Source organism: Kosakonia sp. YIM B13588, assembly GCF_042788165.1.
In the GTDB taxonomy this organism is placed as follows: Bacteria; Pseudomonadota; Gammaproteobacteria; order Enterobacterales; family Enterobacteriaceae; genus Kosakonia; species Kosakonia sacchari.
In genome coordinates this window covers 20,103-40,208 of the sequence record NZ_JBHZPO010000009.1, presented here as the reverse complement: position 1 = coordinate 40,208, position 20,106 = coordinate 20,103, and the positions used below count along the sequence as shown (strand labels likewise).

20 protein-coding genes are annotated in these 20,106 nt (G+C 54.7%); 13 read left to right on the top strand and 7 right to left on the bottom strand.

The features are described from left to right. Positions 1-242: 242 nt before the first annotated feature. From ACFX4U_RS15840 to ACFX4U_RS15830, 3 genes are all read left to right on the top strand, one after another. Complete coding sequence (locus ACFX4U_RS15840; RefSeq protein WP_313508535.1) at positions 243-1,331, top strand: ABC transporter substrate-binding protein; 1,089 nt, start codon at positions 243-245, stop codon at positions 1,329-1,331. 88 nt (positions 1,332-1,419) lie between these two features. Continuing rightward, positions 1,420-3,189, top strand: a complete 1,770-nt coding sequence (locus tag ACFX4U_RS15835; protein WP_017459364.1) for an iron ABC transporter permease — start codon at positions 1,420-1,422, stop codon at positions 3,187-3,189. After that, positions 3,182-4,255, top strand: a complete 1,074-nt coding sequence (locus ACFX4U_RS15830) for an ABC transporter ATP-binding protein (RefSeq protein WP_305735252.1) — start codon at positions 3,182-3,184, stop codon at positions 4,253-4,255. The genes ACFX4U_RS15835 and ACFX4U_RS15830 overlap by 8 nt, the downstream gene beginning before the upstream one ends. A 40-nt stretch (positions 4,256-4,295) precedes the next feature. Here ACFX4U_RS15830 and ACFX4U_RS15825 read toward each other — a convergent pair whose 3' ends face one another. The 4 genes from ACFX4U_RS15825 to ACFX4U_RS15810 are packed head-to-tail and all read right to left on the bottom strand — an operon-like array spanning position 4,296 to position 7,293. After that, on the bottom strand, positions 4,296-4,931 hold the full coding sequence (locus ACFX4U_RS15825) for a DUF1109 domain-containing protein (RefSeq protein WP_313508537.1): 636 nt from the start codon (positions 4,929-4,931) through the stop codon (positions 4,296-4,298). Continuing rightward, complete coding sequence (locus ACFX4U_RS15820; RefSeq protein ID WP_313508539.1) at positions 4,918-5,469, bottom strand: sigma-70 family RNA polymerase sigma factor; 552 nt, start codon at positions 5,467-5,469, stop codon at positions 4,918-4,920. The genes ACFX4U_RS15825 and ACFX4U_RS15820 overlap by 14 nt, the downstream gene beginning before the upstream one ends. 9 nt (positions 5,470-5,478) lie before the next feature. Next, positions 5,479-6,702, bottom strand: a complete 1,224-nt coding sequence (locus tag ACFX4U_RS15815; RefSeq protein WP_313508540.1) for a cytochrome c biogenesis protein CcdA — start codon at positions 6,700-6,702, stop codon at positions 5,479-5,481. Between the two features lie 39 nt (positions 6,703-6,741). After that, on the bottom strand, positions 6,742-7,293 hold the full coding sequence (locus ACFX4U_RS15810; protein ID WP_017459369.1) for a peroxiredoxin: 552 nt from the start codon (positions 7,291-7,293) through the stop codon (positions 6,742-6,744). Positions 7,294-7,677: 384 nt separating this feature from the next. On the opposite strand from ACFX4U_RS15810, the gene ACFX4U_RS15805 reads away from it, so the two are divergent. After that, positions 7,678-9,324, top strand: coding sequence for an SgrR family transcriptional regulator (locus tag ACFX4U_RS15805; RefSeq protein WP_313508542.1), 1,647 nt, complete (start codon positions 7,678-7,680; stop codon positions 9,322-9,324). A gap of 1,755 nt (positions 9,325-11,079) precedes the next feature. Here ACFX4U_RS15805 and ACFX4U_RS15800 read toward each other — a convergent pair. The 3 genes from ACFX4U_RS15800 to flgA form a co-directional block, all read right to left on the bottom strand. Continuing rightward, entirely contained in the window at positions 11,080-11,526 is a 447-nt protein-coding gene (locus ACFX4U_RS15800) for a flagella synthesis protein FlgN (RefSeq protein ID WP_249880965.1), read from the bottom strand. A gap of 17 nt (positions 11,527-11,543) precedes the next feature. After that, positions 11,544-11,843: a flagellar biosynthesis anti-sigma factor FlgM gene (gene flgM / locus ACFX4U_RS15795; protein WP_175273702.1), complete on the bottom strand. Its 300-nt coding sequence runs from the start codon at positions 11,841-11,843 to the stop codon at positions 11,544-11,546. Positions 11,844-11,911: 68 nt separating this feature from the next. Beyond that, positions 11,912-12,613: a flagellar basal body P-ring formation chaperone FlgA gene (gene flgA, locus ACFX4U_RS15790; RefSeq protein WP_313508545.1), complete on the bottom strand. Its 702-nt coding sequence runs from the start codon at positions 12,611-12,613 to the stop codon at positions 11,912-11,914. Positions 12,614-12,895: 282 nt separating this feature from the next. On the opposite strand from flgA, the gene flgB reads away from it, so the two are divergent. The 9 genes from flgB to flgJ all read left to right on the top strand — a co-directional run bounded on the left by flgB (position 12,896) and on the right by flgJ (position 20,106). Beyond that, complete coding sequence (flgB, locus tag ACFX4U_RS15785; RefSeq protein ID WP_017459378.1) at positions 12,896-13,306, top strand: flagellar basal body rod protein FlgB; 411 nt, start codon at positions 12,896-12,898, stop codon at positions 13,304-13,306. A 5-nt stretch (positions 13,307-13,311) separates the two neighbouring features. After that, on the top strand, positions 13,312-13,716 hold the full coding sequence (flgC, locus tag ACFX4U_RS15780; RefSeq protein WP_313509081.1) for a flagellar basal body rod protein FlgC: 405 nt from the start codon (positions 13,312-13,314) through the stop codon (positions 13,714-13,716). A gap of 10 nt (positions 13,717-13,726) precedes the next feature. After that, positions 13,727-14,449: a flagellar hook capping FlgD N-terminal domain-containing protein gene (locus ACFX4U_RS15775; protein WP_313509083.1), complete on the top strand. Its 723-nt coding sequence runs from the start codon at positions 13,727-13,729 to the stop codon at positions 14,447-14,449. A 45-nt stretch (positions 14,450-14,494) separates the two neighbouring features. Then, positions 14,495-15,694, top strand: a complete 1,200-nt coding sequence (flgE, locus tag ACFX4U_RS15770; RefSeq protein ID WP_313509084.1) for a flagellar hook protein FlgE — start codon at positions 14,495-14,497, stop codon at positions 15,692-15,694. Positions 15,695-15,706: 12 nt separating this feature from the next. Next, positions 15,707-16,453, top strand: a complete 747-nt coding sequence (locus ACFX4U_RS15765) for a flagellar basal body rod protein FlgF (RefSeq protein WP_020454864.1) — start codon at positions 15,707-15,709, stop codon at positions 16,451-16,453. A gap of 23 nt (positions 16,454-16,476) precedes the next feature. Further along, positions 16,477-17,259, top strand: coding sequence for a flagellar basal-body rod protein FlgG (gene flgG, locus ACFX4U_RS15760; RefSeq protein WP_017459383.1), 783 nt, complete (start codon positions 16,477-16,479; stop codon positions 17,257-17,259). A 103-nt stretch (positions 17,260-17,362) separates the two neighbouring features. Further along, the gene (locus ACFX4U_RS15755) at positions 17,363-18,022 is read left to right on the top strand and encodes a flagellar basal body L-ring protein FlgH (protein WP_254703690.1); all 660 of its coding nucleotides are present in this window, start codon (positions 17,363-17,365) and stop codon (positions 18,020-18,022) included. Between the two features lie 3 nt (positions 18,023-18,025). Continuing rightward, a complete protein-coding gene (locus tag ACFX4U_RS15750) occupies positions 18,026-19,144 on the top strand; it encodes a flagellar basal body P-ring protein FlgI (protein WP_017459385.1) in 1,119 nt (372 codons plus the stop codon). Continuing rightward, positions 19,144-20,106, top strand: a complete 963-nt coding sequence (gene flgJ, locus ACFX4U_RS15745; RefSeq protein ID WP_313509089.1) for a flagellar assembly peptidoglycan hydrolase FlgJ — start codon at positions 19,144-19,146, stop codon at positions 20,104-20,106. Before ACFX4U_RS15750 ends, flgJ begins: the two co-directional genes overlap by 1 nt.

The following is a 20,106-nucleotide window of genomic DNA, read 5'->3' as shown; positions in this document are numbered from 1 at the left end:
TTTTCGTTCTCGCTTCGTCTTTCTAATAAATCTTTTTCATTCCGTGATGAAAACAGGAACAGATCTATCTGGCTGATCTGTAACGTTTTAACGCATCTATGTGCGCAAACCTGCAACCTCAATAATTAAATCCCGCCAGCGTCACAAAACCTGGAAAAAACAAGCCACTGCGTTGCACCGGGTGAAATGCACGCTATATGTTAAATTTGTGTTTAAAAAAATGATACCAAAGGGGTTTGTTCATGGATAAGAAATTCACTGTTCTGGCCGTGGCGCTGGCGGCGCTCTTTTCCGGCACTGCGCTGGCTGCCGTGCCTCAGGGGTACCCGGCGGATTACCAGAAAATCGTAGACGCCGGAACAAAAGAAGGCAAAGTCGTTATTTACTCCACTACCGATACCAAAGCCGCAGGCCCGTTGATTAAGGGTTTTGAGGCGCAATATCCGGGCATTAAAGTGGAATATAACGATATGAACAGTACCGAACTGTACAACCGTTATCTTAGCGAACAGGCTTCCGGCGGTGGCAGCGGCGACGTGGTCTGGAGCTCCTCAATGGACACCGCGCTGAAACTGGCCACTGACTATGCCGCTGAATACGCTTCACCCGAGCTGGATAAACTGCCCAAGTGGGCGGTCTGGGAGAAAAAAGCCTACGGCACCACCTATGAACCGGTGGTCTTTATCTATAACAAACGCCTGATCCCGGCGGGCGACGTGCCAGATTCGCACACCGCGCTTGGCAAACTCATCGCCAGCCAGACTGACAAATTCAAAAGCAAAGTCACCACTTACGATATCGAAAAATCGGGGCTTGGCTTTATGCTCGCCGTGGAAGACAGCAAACACGACAAAGACTATTTCACCCATCTGGCGGACGTGGCGAAGGGCGGTTTAACGGTGCAATCCTCCACCGGTACCATGATGGAACGCGTCTCTTCCGGCGAAAACCTGATTGGCTACAACATCCTGGGTTCGTACGCCGAAGCCCGCGCGAAGGGGGATAACTCGCTGGGCATCTCCTATCCGAAAGATTACGTGCTGGTGCTGTCGCGCGTGTCGTTTATCAGCGCTGAAGCGGAGCACAGCAACGCCGCGAAATTGTGGTTTGACTATGTACTGTCGGAAAAAGGGCAGAGCATCCTTGCCAGCCAGGCGGATATCCCCTCGCTGCGTAACGATATTGAAGGCAAAAACGACATCGACGGCTTGACCAAACAGCTCGGCGACGCGCTGAAGCCGATTGCGGTGGATGAGTCGCTGCTGGAGTATCTGGAGCCGAAAAAACGTCTGGAATTTATTAAACAATGGCGCGCTGCTGCCGCTAAATAACGCCCTGACTGGTTGTGCGCCGATTTTGCGCACAACCCTTTTCTCAGCCAGCGGGTTGGCGTGAGGTTCCTGACCAAAGGGATGATGTATGAATAGTGTGCGCAGAAAATGGCAGGGGTTGCCGCGCGGCGTCATTGTGTTAATCACCGCGCTGGTTATCTATATCCCGCTGTTATTTATTGTGGTGCAGAGTTTTCTCTCGGCGCCCTTTTTTGTCCGTTCTAAGGAACTGAGTCTCGAAGCCTTCGAATTTATCTTTACCGATCCGGATTTCTATCTGGCGCTGAAGTCCGGCTTTATCCTCGCGTTTGGCCTGGTGTTTATCGCTATCCCACTGGGCGGCATTCTGGCGTTTTTGATGGTGCGCACCGATTTACCGGGCCGCCGTTTTATTGAGCCGCTGATCTTGGTGCCCATCTTTGTCTCGCCGATGGTGCTTGGCTTTGGTTATGTGGTGGCGGCCGGACCGGTGGGCTTTTTCTCGCGCTGGGCGCAGGAGTTAATCGGCTTTGTGCCGTGGAATATCTACTCGATGTTCAGCATCGTGGTGATTGCCGGGCTCACGCACGTTCCCCACGCTTATCTCTATATCTCTTCGGCGCTGCGCAGTGTTGGTTCCGACGTGGAAGAAGCCGCGCGCACCGTTGGCGCATCGCCATTACAGGTGATGACCGCCGTCAGCCTGCCGATGGTGCGCCCGTCAATTTTGTACGCCTGCGTTCTGCTGTTCTTCCTTGGGCTGGAGGTGTTCGGCCTGATGCTGGTGCTGGGCGACCCGGAAGGCAACATGGTGCTGGCGACCTACCTGTATAAATTAACCAACAAATTGGGCACGCCCTCTTATCACCTGATGGCAGCGGTGGCGGTGGTGCTGATTTGTATCACTATTCCGCTGGTGATGCTGCAACGCCGCCTGATGCGCACCGCCAACCGTTTTGTCACCATGAAAGGCAAAGCCTCGCAGGCGCGGGCGCTGCCGCTGGGTAAATGGCGCTGGGTCGCTGGTGCGGTAGTGGTGGCGTGGCTGACGGTTACCATCGGCGTGCCGCTGATTGGCGTCGTGTTGCGGGCATTTATCTCCAACTGGGGCGTTGGCGTTTCCTTGTGGGATGAAGTGTCGCTCGATACTTTCCGCAATATCTGGCAGCAACCCAACCTGCTGCGCGCCATCGTCAACTCAATGGCGATTGGCGTTTTTGGCGGCGCGCTGGCGGTGATCTGCTATCTGTTTGTCGGCATTGCCATGCACCGCAAGCAGGATAACGTGACGCGGTTTCTTGATTACAGCGTGCTGGTTCCCCGTGCCGTGCCGGGGCTGCTGGCCGGGCTGGCATTTTTGTGGGTGTTCCTGTTTTTACCAATGTGGCTCGATCAGTCGCTGAAAAACGGCTGGCTTTCCGGTTTGCCGGTGGCCGAGTGGCTGCGCGAAAACCTGATTGTCTGGCTGCGATCGCTGCGTAACACCATCTTCAGCGTCTGGCTGGCCTACACCGTGGTGTGGATGGCCTACGGCTTACGGCTTATCTCCTCCACGCTTTTGCAGGTCGGGCCGGAGCTGGAAGAAGCGGCGCGCAGCACGGGGGCGACCAGCGGACAAGTAACGCGCCACGTGACGGTGCCGCTGTCGCGTTATGGCCTGATTGGTTCCTGGCTGCTGATGTTCCTGATTTTTGAGCGCGAATACTCAACCGGGGTTTATTTGCTTTCGCCCGGGACGGAAACCATCGGCTCGATGCTGGTGTCGCTGTGGGCGGCAGGGGCGATTGATATTGTCGCCGCGCTGTCGTTTATCAATATTCTGCTGGTGGTCATTGGTCTTGGTGTGGCCCTGCGCTTTGGAGTGAAATTACATGATTGAGCTGGCGGTAGAAAACCTGCATCTGACCTACGGTGACAACGCGGTGCTAAAAGGCGTCTCGATGGATCTGAAACGTGGCGAAGTGGTGTCGCTGCTTGGCCCTTCCGGCAGCGGAAAAACCACATTGCTGCGCGCTGTCGCCGGGCTGGAAAAACCAACCCAGGGGCGGATAACCATTGGTAATAACGTGATGTACGACGGTACGCCGCGCAGTGAAGTTCCGGCAGAGGAACGCAATCTTGGCCTGGTGTTCCAGTCTTACGCGTTGTGGCCGCATAAAACGGTGTTCGAGAATGTTGCTTACCCGCTCAAACTGCGCAAAGTGGGAACGGCGGAAATCAACACCCGCGTGCAAACCGTGCTGGATCAGCTTGGACTGGGCACGCTTGGCAAGCGCCATCCGCACCAGCTTTCTGGCGGCCAGCAGCAGCGCGTGGCAATTGGCCGGGCGCTGGTCTACAACCCGCCGGTGATTTTGCTCGATGAACCGCTCTCGAACCTCGATGCCAAGCTGCGTGAAGAAGCGCGGGTCTTTTTGCGCGAACTGATTGTTAAGCTGGGGCTGTCGGCGCTGATGGTGACGCACGACCAGAATGAAGCGATGGCGATTTCCGACCGCATTTTGCTCCTCAACAATGGGGTGATTGAGCAGCAAGGTACGCCGCAGGAGATGTACGCCACGCCGTCGACGCTGTTTACCGCCGAGTTTATGGGCAGCAATAACCGGCTGCACGGCAAGGTGAGCGAAGTCAGCAACGGCAGAGCGAGGATCGAAGGGGCGAACTGGGCGCTGTGGGGCGTTCCCGGACCGGGCGTGCGCACAGGCCAGGATTGCACGGCGGTGATCCGCGTCGAAAGCCTGCGGCTGGCGGACTCGCCGCAGGATAACTCACTTGATTTGCCGATGCTCACCAGCATGTATCTGGGCGATCGCTGGGAGTACTTATTCCGCACCTCCGGCGATGATTTCGCGATCCGTGTTTACGGCACCCAGCAGCGTAGCCAGCAAAATTACCGTGTGGTGCTGCCTGCTGAACAGCTGTGGATCTTCCCGCAAAAAAGCTAAGTGTGTAAGCACGTACTGACTGTTCAGTACGTGCTGTGCATTACGGTAGTGACACCCATTTGTAACCCAGCGCTATCGTCGCCAGCACAATGGTGCTGAAGGCGGCGATATGCAGCATCAAATCCGCCACGCTGATGTGCGTCGGATGGCAAAGGGCAAGCAACGTCAGCGCCATGCAGGCGACGCCCGCGCCCGCCGCCGCCAGGCTGCGCGCCGGGAACAGCGTGCGTGTGCGGCGCAGGTAAGCAATCACTATCAATACCATCGGCGTGCTGACCGTCACCATAAACAGGTAACAGTTCGGCCCTTCGACAGCTGTACTTACCGGCAACACGCGGTGCAGATGCAGGTTACTGAGCGTACCTGCCAGCCACAGCGCCGCCAGCGGCGTAAACCACTTCCAGCTCAGTGCGTTGCGCCCGGCGATACTCAACAGAAACGCGTTACGCACCGCCAGCGTCCCGGCGATAAACGTCAGCAGCAACTGCATCTGCGCCCACCACGCGCCAGGCTGCGACCAGTCGGTGAGCGTGCGGTTGAGCACGAAACCCGCTATAACCCCGCAGGGCAACGCGAGAGCCACCCAGCTTAGTACCCGCCAGCCCGGCTGGAAGGGGCGTTTTACCGGTTCGGCACAGCGCCCCAAATGTTCAATTAACAGTTCATGATCGGCCATGATGTGCTCCTAACCGACGAAGATTGCTCAGGGCGCGATGCAACAGCGATTTCACGGCGGCGACCGTCAAATTTTGCTGCGTCGCGGTTTCTGCCAGCGTCATTTCGCGCAGGTGGACATGTTCAACCACCTCCCGCTGGCGCGCAGGAAGCTGATTCAGCAGCGTTGCCAGCTCGTCGTGTGATGGCGCTTCCATGCTGGTGGCAAGCAGGGGAATATCCACTTCGCTTGCGACTTCGCGCTGCTGGTGGCGGCCGCGTTTACGCAGGGCATCCACCGCGCGGGCGTTGGCAATCGCCATTAGCCACGGCAGAAAAGGCGCGCCCGGATCGTAGGTATGCCGCACCCGGTGCACGGTGAGCAGCACATCCTGAATCACATCTTCCACCAGCACCTCATCGGCGATGTGTTTGCGCGCAAGCGATCGGATAACCGGCACCAGCGCTTTGAGCAGCCGCGTGTAGGCCTGACTGTCGCCGGACTGCGCCAGCGCCATCAGCCGCGGCCATTCGTCGCGCGCGGCCTCATTTTTTTCCATATCCCGCCTTCAGGTTTTTTTACCACTGGCCTGCGTGAGCGCGTTGACCACAATTGAGGGGGTCAGCACCTGCGGTAAAATGTGCGGTGCGCTGCCGTCCGCCGGGTAGACCACATACAGCGGTAAACTGCCCTGGCCCAGCTCGTTCAGCGCGTCATCAATATCAGCATTAAATTTGGTCGAATCCGCCACCATATACAGCGTGTTGGTTTTTACCAGCGCCTCTTTCACGGCTTGTGTCGAGAGCGATGTCTTTTCATTTACCTGGCAGGTTATGCACCATGAGGCGGTGAAATTGACAAAGATAGCCTTGCCGTGGCCGCGATTATCCGCCACGGTTTGCGGCGACCATTTGACCTCTTCAATCGTATTGCTCGCCGCCAGCGGCGCGCCGCTTTGCACTATCGACGGCAGCGGAACTATGGCCGCCAGCAGTAGCGCTGCAGTCAGTGCAAACAGCACCTTATGACCGCGCCCGGCAAACCGACGCTGCTGCGCCATGCCGTAAAGCCAGGCAGCGAAACTCACTACCACGGCAGCCGCCAGAATAGCCGCCAACGCCGTGGTTCCTGCTTGTTGCGCCAGTACCCACACCAGCCAGCCGAAGGCACCAAACATTGGAAAGGCCAGCCCGCGTTTTAAGGTGTTCATCCATGCGCCGGGGCGCGGCAGCCATTTGCCGAGCGCCGGAAACAGTGAAATCAACGTAAACGGCGCGGTAAAACCGAGCGCCAGTGCGACGAATATCGCCAGCGCCACGGCGGGCGGTTGCACCAGCGCGTAGCCGATAGCACCCGCCATAAAGGGAGCGGCACACGGGGTGGCGACAATGATCGAGAGCGCACCGGTCAGCGCCGCACGCAGAAATGCCCCGCGCTCTATGGTTATCTCGCCGGCGCGTTGCACCGACAGACCGACCTCAAACACGCCGAGCAAATTGAGTGCTGCGCCAAGAATCACCAGCGCCAGAAAAGCGATAACCAGCGGCGATTGCAACTGAAAGCCCCAGCCCACGGCGGTTCCCCCGGCGCGTAACGCCAGCAAGACGCCCGCAAGCGCCAGCATGGTCAGCACACAGCCGAGCAAAAAACCGAGCCCCTCTTTGCGGGTTTGCGCCGGGCTTTGCGTGTGGCGCAACAACCCCAGCGCTTTCAGCGAAATAATCGGAAACACGCAGGGCATAAAGTTGAGAATAATGCCGCCTGCGAAGGCGGCGAGCATGGCGGTTAACATAGTGATTCTCTGACAGATAAAAAACGATTAACGGCCTGTTTACGAATGCGCGTTCGCATACTGTTTCACCGCTTCCATCGTTTTCTGAATATGCGTCTCCGGGTTTCTGTCAGTGTAGCTCAGCAGGATTTTGCCATCCGGGGCGATGACATACGAGGTGCGATCCGAGAGGGTTTTGCCGTTCATCTTCATCAGTGTGTCGTACTGCGCCGCGACTTTCGCGCCAGGATCGGCGGTGACGGTGAATTTATCGCGACACTCCAGTTTTGAAAATTCATCGACCTGGTCGGTGTTGCCAGCGGTAACGCCAACCACCGTCGCACCCAGTTTTTTGAAATCGTCCGTCGCTTCGGCGAAGGCGTGTGCTTCAATAGTACAACCCTTGCTGAACGCCGCCGGGAAGAAGTAAAGCACCACCGGACCTTTTTGCAGTGCTTGTTGTAACGAGAAGGTGAGCGGTTTTCCGGCTAGCGCGCCTTGTAATTTAAAGTCCGGTGCTTGCGAACCGGTGGGCAGGGCGGCGTGGGCAGTAGCGATGTTCAACAGTGCAGCGGCGGTGAGGCTGAGGGCGAGTTTTTTCATTGGGATCATGTTGCGCTCCTGTAGGGAAGTTTATTGATGCTCATACACAGTTCGTTCGCGGGCAGACAAAAGTTTCGCCTGATTAAAAAAAAGAAAATGCCAAACCGTAAAGCAGATTAATTATCAACCACAGGAAGGTTTAACGTACTCAGGAAATTAAAATCAGTGATTAATCTGAATTGGTAAAAATGCTGAAATAAGGGTGGGTTTCGAACAAAAGTGAGTAATTTATCCTTTTTTATCATGGTATTATTATTTTCTTTGGCGGGTAGAAAGTGCGAGATATTGGGTGGAAACGATTCTGCTTATTATCCCATATGCTACATTTAATAGGCTTGCCTCTGGCCCCGTGGCCCACCTTTCAACTGCCTTGCGTTACGCTGGTAAATCTTAATGCTCTATAATTCTGCCGTTAAAAAAGGTAGTTTGCTGCGCCGTTATAATCGGTTGCTCTCTCGCTATAGCACCCATCGCCACGAAGTGTCGCTGGCGCAAATTGCCGATACGTTAGCCTGCACCTCGCGCTATGCGCGCTCTTTGCTCCACGAAATGCAGGAGGAGGGCTGGCTGGTGTGGAATTCCCGCCCGGGGCGCGGCGCACTTGGTGTTCTGCAATGCCGCATGAATGCGGCGGCGCTGGAAACGCTGGTGGCGGGTGAGTACCCGGCTTCGGAAACCGAAATGGCGACCGTGCAGGCGCAACCGCACTATTCCAGCGATGGCTTTCGCTATTTTATCTCTTTCTATCGGCCGCTATTGGCGCCTATTCCTTCCATCCACACCGATCGCGCCGGGCGGCATATTTTGCAAATGGTACATGCCGGTCTGGCGCGCCATATTCCTGAGCAAGTTGCACCGATTCCCGGCCTTGCCCATACGATCACTTGCAGTGAAGATGGATTGCGCTGGCGTTTTATTCTGCGTCGCGGCCTGGTCTGGCATAACGGCGAGCCTGTCGCGCCAGAACAATTACGCTCCACGGTGGAACGCTATGCCGGTGGGCCGGGGCTGCCGCATGTTATCGAGGTGAAATGCACGGATCATGTCCTGACGATGCTGCTGGGTCAACGCGACAACATGCTGCTTTACCGGCTGGCAAGCCCGGTTTATGCGCTACCGCATCCGCGAAACGGCTCCATTGGCCTTGGGCCATTTAAGGTGAGCGAGCACTCAAGCAGCCAACTGGTGCTCACCCGATCAGCTTCCTGGTATGGTGAAACGCCGCAGGCGTCGGAGATTGTTTACAGTACGCCGCTCAGTGTCGCGCCGTTGCCCGCGCTGGTGCGTCTGGATACGCCGCACTCATTGATTGCGCCGGAAGCCATGACCGAACGGGATAATGCCGACGCGTTCTACTATGTCACCTTCAACCAGGCGCGCGGGCGGTTAAGCGCGCAGCAGCAGTCGTTTATCCGGCGTATTGCGCTCTCGCTCAGCGCAGGATTGATTGAGCGGGAAGATACGCTGGCTCCGTTGCCGGAGTGGCTGCAACCCGCAGCCGAGCCGGAAGTGCAGGCGTTATTACCGGATAGCCTGAATCTCGTCTATTTCCGCTCAACGGAAATGCGCAAGCTGGTGGATGAGCTGGCGAAAAGCCTGCGCTATCGCGGCTGTAAAGTGACACTGACGCCAATCAGCGTAACGCACTGGCTGTTGCAGGATAAAAACTGGGCCGAGCATGATTTGTGCATGGGGTTTCTGCGTTTTGAGCAGCATGATGTATTCAGCATGGAAGAGCGCTTCCGCCACAGCGTGATGTGGGCCTGGTTTTGGGGAGAAGCGGTCTGGCGGCGCGGGATTGGTATTCTTGATCGTATTAACGCCGGGCCTGCGGAGCGCTACAGCCAGCGTGTCAAAAGGTTGATGCGCTTTCTCAGCGATCGCCGCTGGATCGTGCCGTTGCTTGCGCAGCGCTACCGGCTGGTGACGCCCGCCAGCGTGCAGGGGGTTTTTTGCTATCCGCAGAGCTGGCCCGATTACACGCGGCTGTGGACGGATGAGGCGCAGCCTGCTCAGATCATACAACCCCACCACGAGTAGCTTCTTCTGGTAAAAAATATTGCCATTTTCGTTTTTTGTGGTGTTTAAAATCGGAAATTGGCGGGGAAAATTAACGCTGGCAATAGTTACTGCTGCCTTGCTGCGCTTTCTTTTCTGGTTTTTGCCATAAAACTTAAAAATAACAGTAGGTTGCGGTTTTAACATCGCCAGCGGCGGAAACTGGACGATTAAAAAAGATACGGTAGAATACGCCTTCACAGCCATTACAAAACAAGCTGTTTTCTATTTCTTTTCACTAATCAGATAAAACTGTCAGAATATATCCGTTAAAAAATAAATGGCTATTTTTATGATGCGTTATATCGTGTGTTTTTGAATGACAGCGATTCCCATTCCTTATATTTCTCTTTTTTTATAATTCCTTTACGTATTTTCATTTTTCAGCCTGAGTGTTGAAAAAATATCAAAATCTTTCCATTCCTCCCCGTGTCTCTTGCTTTTTTGCTTGCTATTTTTTCTTAACTGCATGAAAAAAAGGCAAAAAAAATGCCACTCAAGGTGGCAATCGAAATAGTGGTTTTACATCACATATGACAACTAATGTACTGTTTAATTGCCACAGTAATATAGTTTAGTCACCAGGTTTCCCGACATGTGGCAACTAAAGAACACGCCTTTCATCGAGAGGGTATTTAAGCAAGGCACCATTCAGAATGAACCGGTAAAACGTCCTGTTGCATTGCTTGAATGTATTTTCGCTATTTTTGATGCGTTCGTAAATAGCCTTTTTTCTGCCGATTGATTTATTGAGGGGAGAAAAATGAGCACAATAATTCCATACTAAAAAAGAGCCAATTATTTACTCTGACCTTCCCCCGCTCAGGCAGCATTTTTAACCGGAAAAAAAGGATCAAAATCAGCGCTTTTGATTTTTAATGCGACTGACCTCACACTCACCGCCAAAAATTACGAAACATTTAGAAACATTTTTGTTAGGGGCAACGCTGAGGAGGGCATTCTACGCGGGGTTATCGCTAAGACTAGTACGAAGATAGCCAACGCTGATGGTCAAATAAACCGCACAGAGGATTGTGCTATGGGTGAAGGCCATAAAACAGAGCCGAAGCGCGCGGCGGTCAACCCTCAGTCGTCCAGCCAATCGCTGAAGACAAAAATGGATGCCATGACGCCACACAGAATAAACCACCGAAACTAAACGCCAGCTAACAACACAGAAGAAAAGTGCAGGTTTAAGCGTCCGAACGCCACGCAGAGTAAACCACCGAAACTAAACGCCAGCTAACAGCACAGAAGAAAAGTGCGGGTTTAAGCGTCCGAACGCCACGCAGAGTAAACCACCGAAACTAAACGCCAGCTAACAGCACAGAAGAAAAGTGCGGGTTTAAGCGTCTGAGCGCCACGCAGAGTAAACCACCGAAACTAAACGCCAGCTAACGGCACAGAAGGAAAGATCCTGGTTTAGCCATCGGCAACACGCATAACGCCACGCAGAACAAATCACCGGAATAAAGCCGCAGACGTCAGCCCGCAAGAAAGGCCGGTCACGACGTAGGTACGCTACGCAGAACGGATACAGGAAAGGAGGCGTGAAAAACCACGCAAAGCGCGCTCAGAGAATACGCGTCAGGAGAAATGCGAGAAGCCCAGGAAGGACATACACACCAGGCACGGAAGCAGAGAATAACTTCCTAACCTGGCGCGTGGAACAACACGGGCGCGAAAAACGCCATAACTTCGTGTTAATGCTGAATGCTGTACAGAGAAGAGGCCGCATTAAACGGAAATGCGGTAAACATTACCCGAAGCATCATTGCTGCGGTTTCCGCTTTCACCATAAAGCTGCGCGGTTGTGGTCGTCTGGCTGACAATCTTTTTGAAGTCGTTCATCTTCTTCATATGCATGTTCAGCAACTGATAGCTCTTTTGATTGAGCTCAGCAGATTTTCGCACCACCACGGTAATACGATCCCAAAGCGTAGCCAGTTCGGAGTGACGCGGGTAGGGAAACGTCAGCTTGTGCTGTTTCTCTTCCTGCTTGCGCTGCTCATCATAAAAGTTAATCGCCGACAACAAACGGCTCTTGTTGTCGGAGATCACTTGCAGCGACACCGGGTTTATCTGGGCGCGGCTAAGCTGGCCAATTTCTTCTACCAGGGTCGCTTCAAGTTCACCCAGCAGCTTATACAGTTTGTTCAGAATTACGGGTAAGTTTTCCATCATTCACGTGCATGTTGAGATTATGAGAATCGAAAGATGTCGCGTACCAATGCGCTGGCGATTTTATCGCTGTCCAGGTGGAGTTCACCTGCATCCATCTTCGCTTTAATGGCGGCAAGACGTTCCGTATTAACATCACGGCTGCCGTCATTTTTAATTTGCTGCGTCAGCTGGCTGAGTTTGACCTGCGTGCCGGCCTGCTGGGCGTCTGTTTTCCCCGATTGTGCGGATTCATCATTCATTACCTTCGTCTCAACGGGCTGTTGTTGAGTGCCGGTTGCCTGAATGGGAGTGGCCTGGCGGGTGCGTTCAATGTTCATACGGATCCTGGTTTTCTATGCGGTGGCTCTGTATTAAAGATATCGGCACGGGGAAAATAAAACTGAAATCAGTTCGACAGGCTAATGCTCACTTGTCCTTGTCCTGTTACGGTGGCGACCACGACCTGGCCGGTGCGCGTCTGTACTCTGACGCTTTCATCGAGTGCGGCGTTATCCAGCGCTTTACCTTTGGCGTGGATCAGAAAACCGTCACCCGGCGCGGTGATTTCGACGGTGCGATTAGCAATCACCGCCCAGCTACGACGCAACTGATTCTCCGCCAGCGGCGACCCCGGCTGAATAATGCGCGTGGGCGTGCTGCCAACGATGTTTTGCGGATCAAGCAATAAACCGGCCGGTAAACGATCCAGTTCACCGCTTACGGGCTGGATATCCTCTGCGCCAATAATCTGCCCCGGTTTCAGCGTCTGCGCTGCCACCCAGTACCTGCCGGTGGCACTAATCTGAATCTGAATGAAATGCTGTTTTTTACCGCATTTGGCGATGACGCTGCGCCGGCCTGTCAGGCGCACGGAGCGGCCAGAAAGACGCAAATCTGGCTGCGCGCATAATGCGGCGAGTTTGGCCGCGGGGGTAAGAATGTTAATGCTCAGCTGCGGCTGATTCTCTGCTTCTTTAGTGTCCGCAGCCAGCAGAGTGGCGATCCGGGCTTCGAGATCGCTGTTTTCGGGTGCGCTGGCAAAAGCCAGTGAGAACGGGCAGCAGAGCGCGAAAATCACGATAAGCGACCTGATAAAGGACTGCGGCATAATGAGATAAACCTGCCTTATAATATAAAGAAGCAATAGGATTAATATTTTTTTATTGTAATTCAGGATGGCTATTTTCTTATCTATTAAATACCGTCAGTTTTGACGGCATTTCACTGTATTGTTTTTTCAATTTTTAAATATAAGCTTCTTTTCGGCAAATTAAGCGAAAGTGAATTGGCTAAATGCGTCTACTTCTGTCGGATTTTTAAGGTATAGATTTATTAGGTTGTCTCTTAGACTATGCCCCGTAATCAATTTTCGAAGTAAGCGAGTCATTTCATGTTTGATAAACTTGATAATGAATTGCGTTTCCAGCAGCAGGCGTTAAGCCTGATGTCGCGGCGGCAGGATATTTTAGCGTCCAATATCGCGAATGCCGATACGCCGGGATACAAGGCGCGAGATATTGATTTTTCAAAAGAATTGAAAAATGCAATGCAGCAGGAAACGCGTCATCCATTAACACTAAGTTTAACAGCCGGGAAACATATTCCTGGCGTAGCGCCGAAAACGGACAATCGACAATTACTTTATCGTATTCCCGATCAGCCAAGAGCTGATGGAAACACTGTCGATATGGATCGTGAACGCGTTAATTTTGCTGACAACAATGTCAAATATCAGACGAGTCTAACGATTCTCGGCGCTCAAATAAAAGGTTTAACGAGCGCCCTTAACCAAGGTCAATAATTTTCATGTCGCTGTTTAGTGTTTTCGATATTTCAGGGTCGGCAATGGCCGCCCAATCAAAAAGACTTAACGTCAGTGCCAGCAATATGGCGAACGCCGACAGTATTGCCGGCCCGGATGGCAAACCGTACCGCGCGCGTTCAGTGGTTTTTAATGTCGATAACGTCGCCGGTGAGGAAATTGGTGGCGTGAAAGTGAGCGGCGTTACGGAATCCACCGCGCCGGACAGACTGGTTTATGAACCTGCAAACCCACTGGCGGACGACAAAGGTTATGTCCATATGCCGAACGTCGATGTGGTGGGTGAAATGGTCAACACCATTTCCGCATCCCGCAGCTACCAGGCCAACGTCGAAGTGATGAACTCAGCGAAGAGCCTGATGCTGAAAACGCTGACTCTGGGCCAGTAAGGATAAAAAAATGGCAATTTCACCGGTTATGCCGCAAAGCGCTACGACGACGAAAACCACCTCTTCGTCGGGCACAAGTAACACCAATACCACCAGTTCTTCCAGCGTCGGTACCGGCTCCAGCGCCGATGACCTGCTGAATAACTTTATGACGCTGCTGGTTGCGCAGATGCAAAACCAGGATCCCACCAGCCCAATGGACAACAACCAGCTGACTGCTCAGCTGGCACAGTTCAACACGGCGGCGGGCGTCGAGCAGCTCAACAGCACCATGAACAGCATGGGCACGCTGGTTGCCAGTATGCAGCAGATGAACTCCGCTGACTGGGTAGGCCGCGACATCATGGTTGAAGGCGAACCTTCTGTTTCCACCGCCACGGACGGAAACCAGAAAGTCGGGCTTTCCCTGAACAGCCCGGCGGATGAAGTCACCGTCACGCTGACCGATCCGGCCGGTAACGCCTATACCGCGAAGCTGAAAAATGTCGAAGCGGGCGTGCATCAGTACTCGCTGGATGATTTTGAAGATTTCCAGCCGAGCGATCCGCGCTTGCAGGCCGACACGAACTTCAAAGTGTCGTTCTCCGCCACCAACGCCGACGGCAGCACGCCAACCATTACCGCGTTGAAACCGGCGAAAGTGCAGAGCGTCTCCTTCACCAACTCAGGCGCGGTGCTGCAACTGGGTGTTAATGGTACCGCCTCGCTGAGTGACGTTTACCTCATCGAGTAATTTTTAGTTTGGATTTTGCGCACCCCGCGCACAGGAATTTATCACATGGGTTTTTCTCAAGGTCTTAGTGGATTAAACGCCTCTTCACAGGCGCTGGATGTTGTAGGTAACAACATCGCCAACTCACAAACGGTCGGTTTTAAATCAGGTTCTGTTGCTTTCGCCGATGTGTTTGCCGGTTCTCAGGTCGGCATGGGCGTGCAGGTTGCTGGTGTGAACCAGAACTTTAGCGATGGCGTACTTGGCGCAGGCAGCAGCCCGCTGGATATGGGTATCCAGGGCAATGGCTTCTTCCGCATGGTGACCGAAGCGGGTCGCGTATTTTACAGCCGTAATGGCCAGTTCCAGACCGATGAAAATGGCTACGTCGTGAATAACCAGGGCATGCGCCTGACCGGTTATATGGCAACGGGTACACCTCCTGCGATTCAGCAGGGCGCGCCGGTAGGGCCGATTCAGATCCCGACCGGGCAGATGCCTGCGCGTGCGTCTGACGCCGGTTCCATTTCCGGTAACCTGGATTCAGGCAACGAGATTGTCACGGTAACGCCTTTCGATCCGGCTAATGGCGACTCTTATACCTATTCCACTCAGGTCAACGCTTATGACAGCCTGGGCAACGAGCACGCGATCAACGTCTATTACGTGAAAACGGCCGACAACCAGTGGACCGCCTACTCCGTCGACTCCACGTCGCCGGGCACCACCAGCTCTGTCAACCTGACGTTTGATACCTCCGGCAAGCTCACCACCAACCCGGCAGAACTGGCCGTGCAGGGTGCGGCTTACCAGGGCGGCGCGGCGCTGAATTTCAACCTTGATCTTTCCGGTCTTTCTCAGCAGGCGTCGGAAAACACCATGGACAGCCCGAGCACCACCGGTTACCCGCCGGGACTGATGAACGGCTACACCGTGGGTGATAACGGCCAGATCATCGCTTCCTACAGCAACGGTGAAAACCAGCTGCTGGGCCAGGTTGTGCTGAGCAACTTCACCAACCCGGGCGGTCTTGAATCTGCAGGTAACAATTGCTGGTCGGAAACTCCGGAATCGGGCCAGCCGGTCATTGGTATTGCCGACACCGGTAACCTGGGTTCACTGCGCGGCAACATGCTGGAAGGCTCCAACGTGGATCTGAGTAAAGAGATGGTGAACATGATTGTTTACCAGCGTAACTACCAGTCCAACTCTCAGACCATCAAGACCCAGTCTGAGCTTCTGCAAACGCTGGTTAACCTGGGCTAAGAGTAGCGCTTCATGGATCACGCGATTTATACCGCAATGGGAGCCGCGAACGCGGCCCTTAACCGCCAGGCGGTGACCTCTAACAACCTGGCGAATGCTTCTACCACCGGTTTTCGTGCGCAGATTGCGGCGTTTCGCGCCATCCCGGTGCAGGGTCCGTCGATAGAAACCCGCACCATGGTGGCGGAATCCACGCCGTTTAGCGACAACACCATGGGCGCGATGCAGGCCACCGGGCGCAGCCTGGATGTGGCCATGCCGCAAAACGGCTGGCTGGCAGTGCAGCTGCCCGATGGCAGTGAAGGCTACACCAAAGATGGCAACATCGAAGTGGATGCCGAAGGCCAGCTGCGGGTGCGCGGTATGCCGCTGCTCGGTGATGGCGGCCCGGTAGCCGTACCGCCGCAGGCGGAACTGACTATCGCCGCGGACGGCACCATCACCGCGCTGGGCGCAGGCGATGAGCCTTCAGCGCTGGCGCAGGTGGCGCGCCTGAAAATGGTCAACGCCACTCCGAACACGCTGAAACATGGCGACGACGGTCTGTTTCATGTCGCCGATCCGGCTGCGGCACAAGTGCTTCCCGCTGACGCGGATCTGCGCCTGATGCCCGGCATGCTGGAAGGCAGCAACGTCAGCCCGGTGAAATCGATGGTGGACATGATCGCCACCGCACGCGGTTTTGACATGAACATGAAAGTCATCACCACCGTTGATGATAACGAACAAAAAGCTAACCAGTTACTGAGCGCCGGTTAAGCCCCGGTAAGGAGAAAAACACCATGATCCGTTCTTTATGGATTGCGAAAACCGGCCTCGAAGCCCAGCAAACCAATATGGATGTGATTTCCAACAACCTGGCGAACGTCAGCACCAACGGCTTTAAACGCCAGCGTGCGGTGTTTGAAGATCTGATTTATCAGACCTTACGCCAGCCGGGCGCGCAGTCTTCCGAGCAGACCACCATCCCTTCTGGTTTACAGCTGGGTACCGGTGTTCGCCCGGTCGCGACCGAGCGCATTCACAGCCAGGGCAGCCTGACGCAAACCAACAACAGCAAAGACGTCGCCATTCAGGGCAGCGGTTTCTTCCAGGTACAGTTGCCGGATGGCACCACCGCCTACACCCGCGACGGTTCGTTCCAGTTTGACCAGAACGGACAGCTGGTGACCTCCAGTGGTTACCAGGTGCAACCGGCGATCACCATCCCGCAGGACGCGCAAAGCCTGACTATTGGTAACGACGGTATTGTCAGCGTGACCGTGCCGGGGCAGACCGCGCCGCAGCAGGTTGGTCAACTGACGCTGAGCTCGTTTATCAATGATTCCGGCCTCGAAAGCATTGGTGAAAACCTGTATCGCGAAACGCAATCGTCAGGCGCACCGAATGAATCCACACCGGGTTTAAATGGCGCGGGAACCCTGAAGCAGGGCTACGTCGAAACCTCGAACGTTAACGTCGCAGAAGAGCTGGTCAACATGATCCAGACGCAGCGCGCCTACGAAATTAACAGTAAAGCGGTGTCGACATCCGACCAGATGCTGCAACGACTGACTCAACTTTGATCCCTGGCCGCGGGCGCTGCTCGCGGCTGCTTTACCTGTAGTGAATGAGATGACCAATCACCCTTGCTCTGTACGTACGCTTTGTCGTTTTGCAACGACCTTAATGCTGATTTCCGTGGTTACCGGCTGCGCCTATATTCCGCAAAAACCGTTGGTTGGAGGCGAAACCTCTGCCGTGCCTGCGCCGGTCGCCGCCGCTACCGCGAATGGCTCGATTTTTCAGACAGGGCAGGCGATGAATTATGGTTATCAACCGATGTTTGAAGACCGCCGTCCACGAAATGTGGGCGATACGCTGACCATTGCGCTGCAAGAAAATGTCAGCGCCAGCAAAAGTTCCTCAGCGAGTGCTTCGCGTGACGGTTCCACCGATGTTGGTGTCGCTGGCGTTCCCGGTTTTATGGCCGGTCTGGTGGGCAACGGCAAAGCCGATGCGTCGATCAGTGGAACGAATGACTTCGCCGGGAAAGGCGGCGCGGCGGCGAAAAATACCTTTAGCGGCACCATCACCGTGACGGTGAAACAGGTGCTGGAAAACGGCAACCTGGCGGTTGTCGGCGAAAAACAGATTGCGATTAACCAGGGGACTGAGTTTATCCGCTTCTCCGGCATCGTGAACCCACGCACGATCAGCGCCAGCAACACGGTTATCTCCACCCAGGTGGCGGACGCGCGCATCGAGTATGTCGGTAATGGCTATATCAACGAAGCGCAGCAAATGGGCTGGCTGCAGCGCATGTTCCTTAACCTTTCTCCTTTTTGATTGATGATGAAAACGAATTTCTTAACCCGCTGCCTGGCGCTGCTGTGCTGTCTGTCTGCGCTGGTGGCCGGGCAGGCCAGCGCGGAGCGGATCCGCGATTTAACCACCCTGCAAGGGGTGCGCGGCAACTCCCTGATGGGCTATGGCCTGGTGGTCGGGCTTGATGGTACCGGTGACCAGACCATGCAGACACCGTTCACCACCCAGAGCCTGAACAATATGCTCTCGCAGCTCGGTATCACCGTGCCGGCGGGCGTGAATATGCAGCTCAAAAACGTCGCTGCGGTAATGGTGACGGCGGAACTGCCGCCGTTTGCGCGCGCCGGTCAGCAAATTGACGTGGTGGTTTCCTCCATGGGTAACGCGAAAAGTCTGCGCGGCGGCACGCTGTTGATGACCCCGCTGAAGGGCGCGGATAGCCAGATCTATGCGCTGGCGCAGGGGAATCTGTTGGTTTCCGGCGCAGGCGCGCAGGCCGGTGGTAACCGGGTGCAGGTCAACCAACTCAATGGCGCGCGCATTAGCGGTGGCGCAACAGTTGAACGTGAAGTGCCGTCGAACTTTGCCGGACAAGGCTCGCTCAAGCTCCAGCTTAATGAAGATGATTTCACCGTGGCGCAGCAGATAAGCGATGCCATCAACCGCCGTTTCGCGGGTGCCGCGTTTGCGGAAGATGCTCGCAGCATTAGCCTGCGCGCACCTGCCGACAGCGCCGCACGTGTGCGTTTCCTTGCGGCAGTGCAGGATATTCCGCTGCGCGTTGATGCGGGCGACGCCCGAATTATCATCAACTCGCGTACCGGATCGGTGGTGATGAACCGCCATGTTTCCCTTGATTCCTGTGCGGTTGCGCAGGGCGATCTGACGGTAGAAGTCGCCAACAACACTCAGGTGAATCAGCCGAATACGCCGCTGGCGGGCGGGCAAACGGTGGTCACGCAGAACACGCAGCTTTCGGTACGTGAGCAAAACGGTTCTCTGCAACGCGTAAACACCAGCACCGATCTGAACAATGTGGTGCGTGCGTTAAATAACCTTGGCGCAACGCCGAATGATTTGATGGCAATCCTGCAATCGATGAAAACCGCAGGCTGCCTGCATGCTCGTCTGGAGATTAACTGATGATCGGCCCGGCAATGACGCAGGGGGCGGCGTTTGACGCGCACAGCCTCGATAAGCTGAAACTGGCCGCCCGCAACGACTCTCCGGATGCGTTAAAGGCGGTAGCGAAGCAGATGGAAGGGCTGTTCGTGCAGATGATGCTCAAGAGCATGCGCCAGGCCTCCTTCAAAGACGGACTGTTTAATACGCAACAGTCCGAGATGTTTACCTCGATGTATGACCAGCAGCTGTCACAGAACATCGCCGATAAAGGAAAAATGGGCTTTGCCGATCTGATGGTGCAACAACTGACCGGCAAACCCGCTTCCACGGCGGAGAATGTCACAGCGACGCGTGAAGTGCCGCTTAATATCAGCCCGGCACGCTTTATTAGCGTGCCGCTGCGTTTGCAGCCAGTCGACCCCGACGAACAGCAGCAGGCGGAAAAAGCCGCCACGGCGCAGGCGGAAATACCGGCGGTTCCGGGCGGCAGCTTTATTTCCCGCATGATGGCACCTGCGATGGCGGTCGCGCGTTTAAGCGGTATTCCGCATCAATTAATTATTGCGCAGGCGGCGCTGGAATCCGGTTGGGGTAAACGCGAAATTATGACCAGCGATGGCAAACCCAGCCATAACTTATTTGGCGTGAAAGCCACGGCGGATTGGGATGGCGAAACCACAGAAATTACTACCACGGAATATGAAGGTGGCGTCGCGCAAAAAATAAAAGACAAATTTAAAGTCTATTCCTCCTATGCCGAGGCGCTGGAAGATTATACGTCGTTAATTAGTCGTAGTCCGCGTTATAAAAATGTTGTGAAATCTGAATCGCCGGAAATAGCGGCAAAAGCGTTGCAGTCTGCCGGGTATGCAACCGATCCTGCATATGCGAAAAAATTGATTAGCATCATTCAGCAGGTGAAGAATAACGTTAATCAGGCGACTGAAGCCTACTCTTCAGATTTTTCTTCATTATTTTAA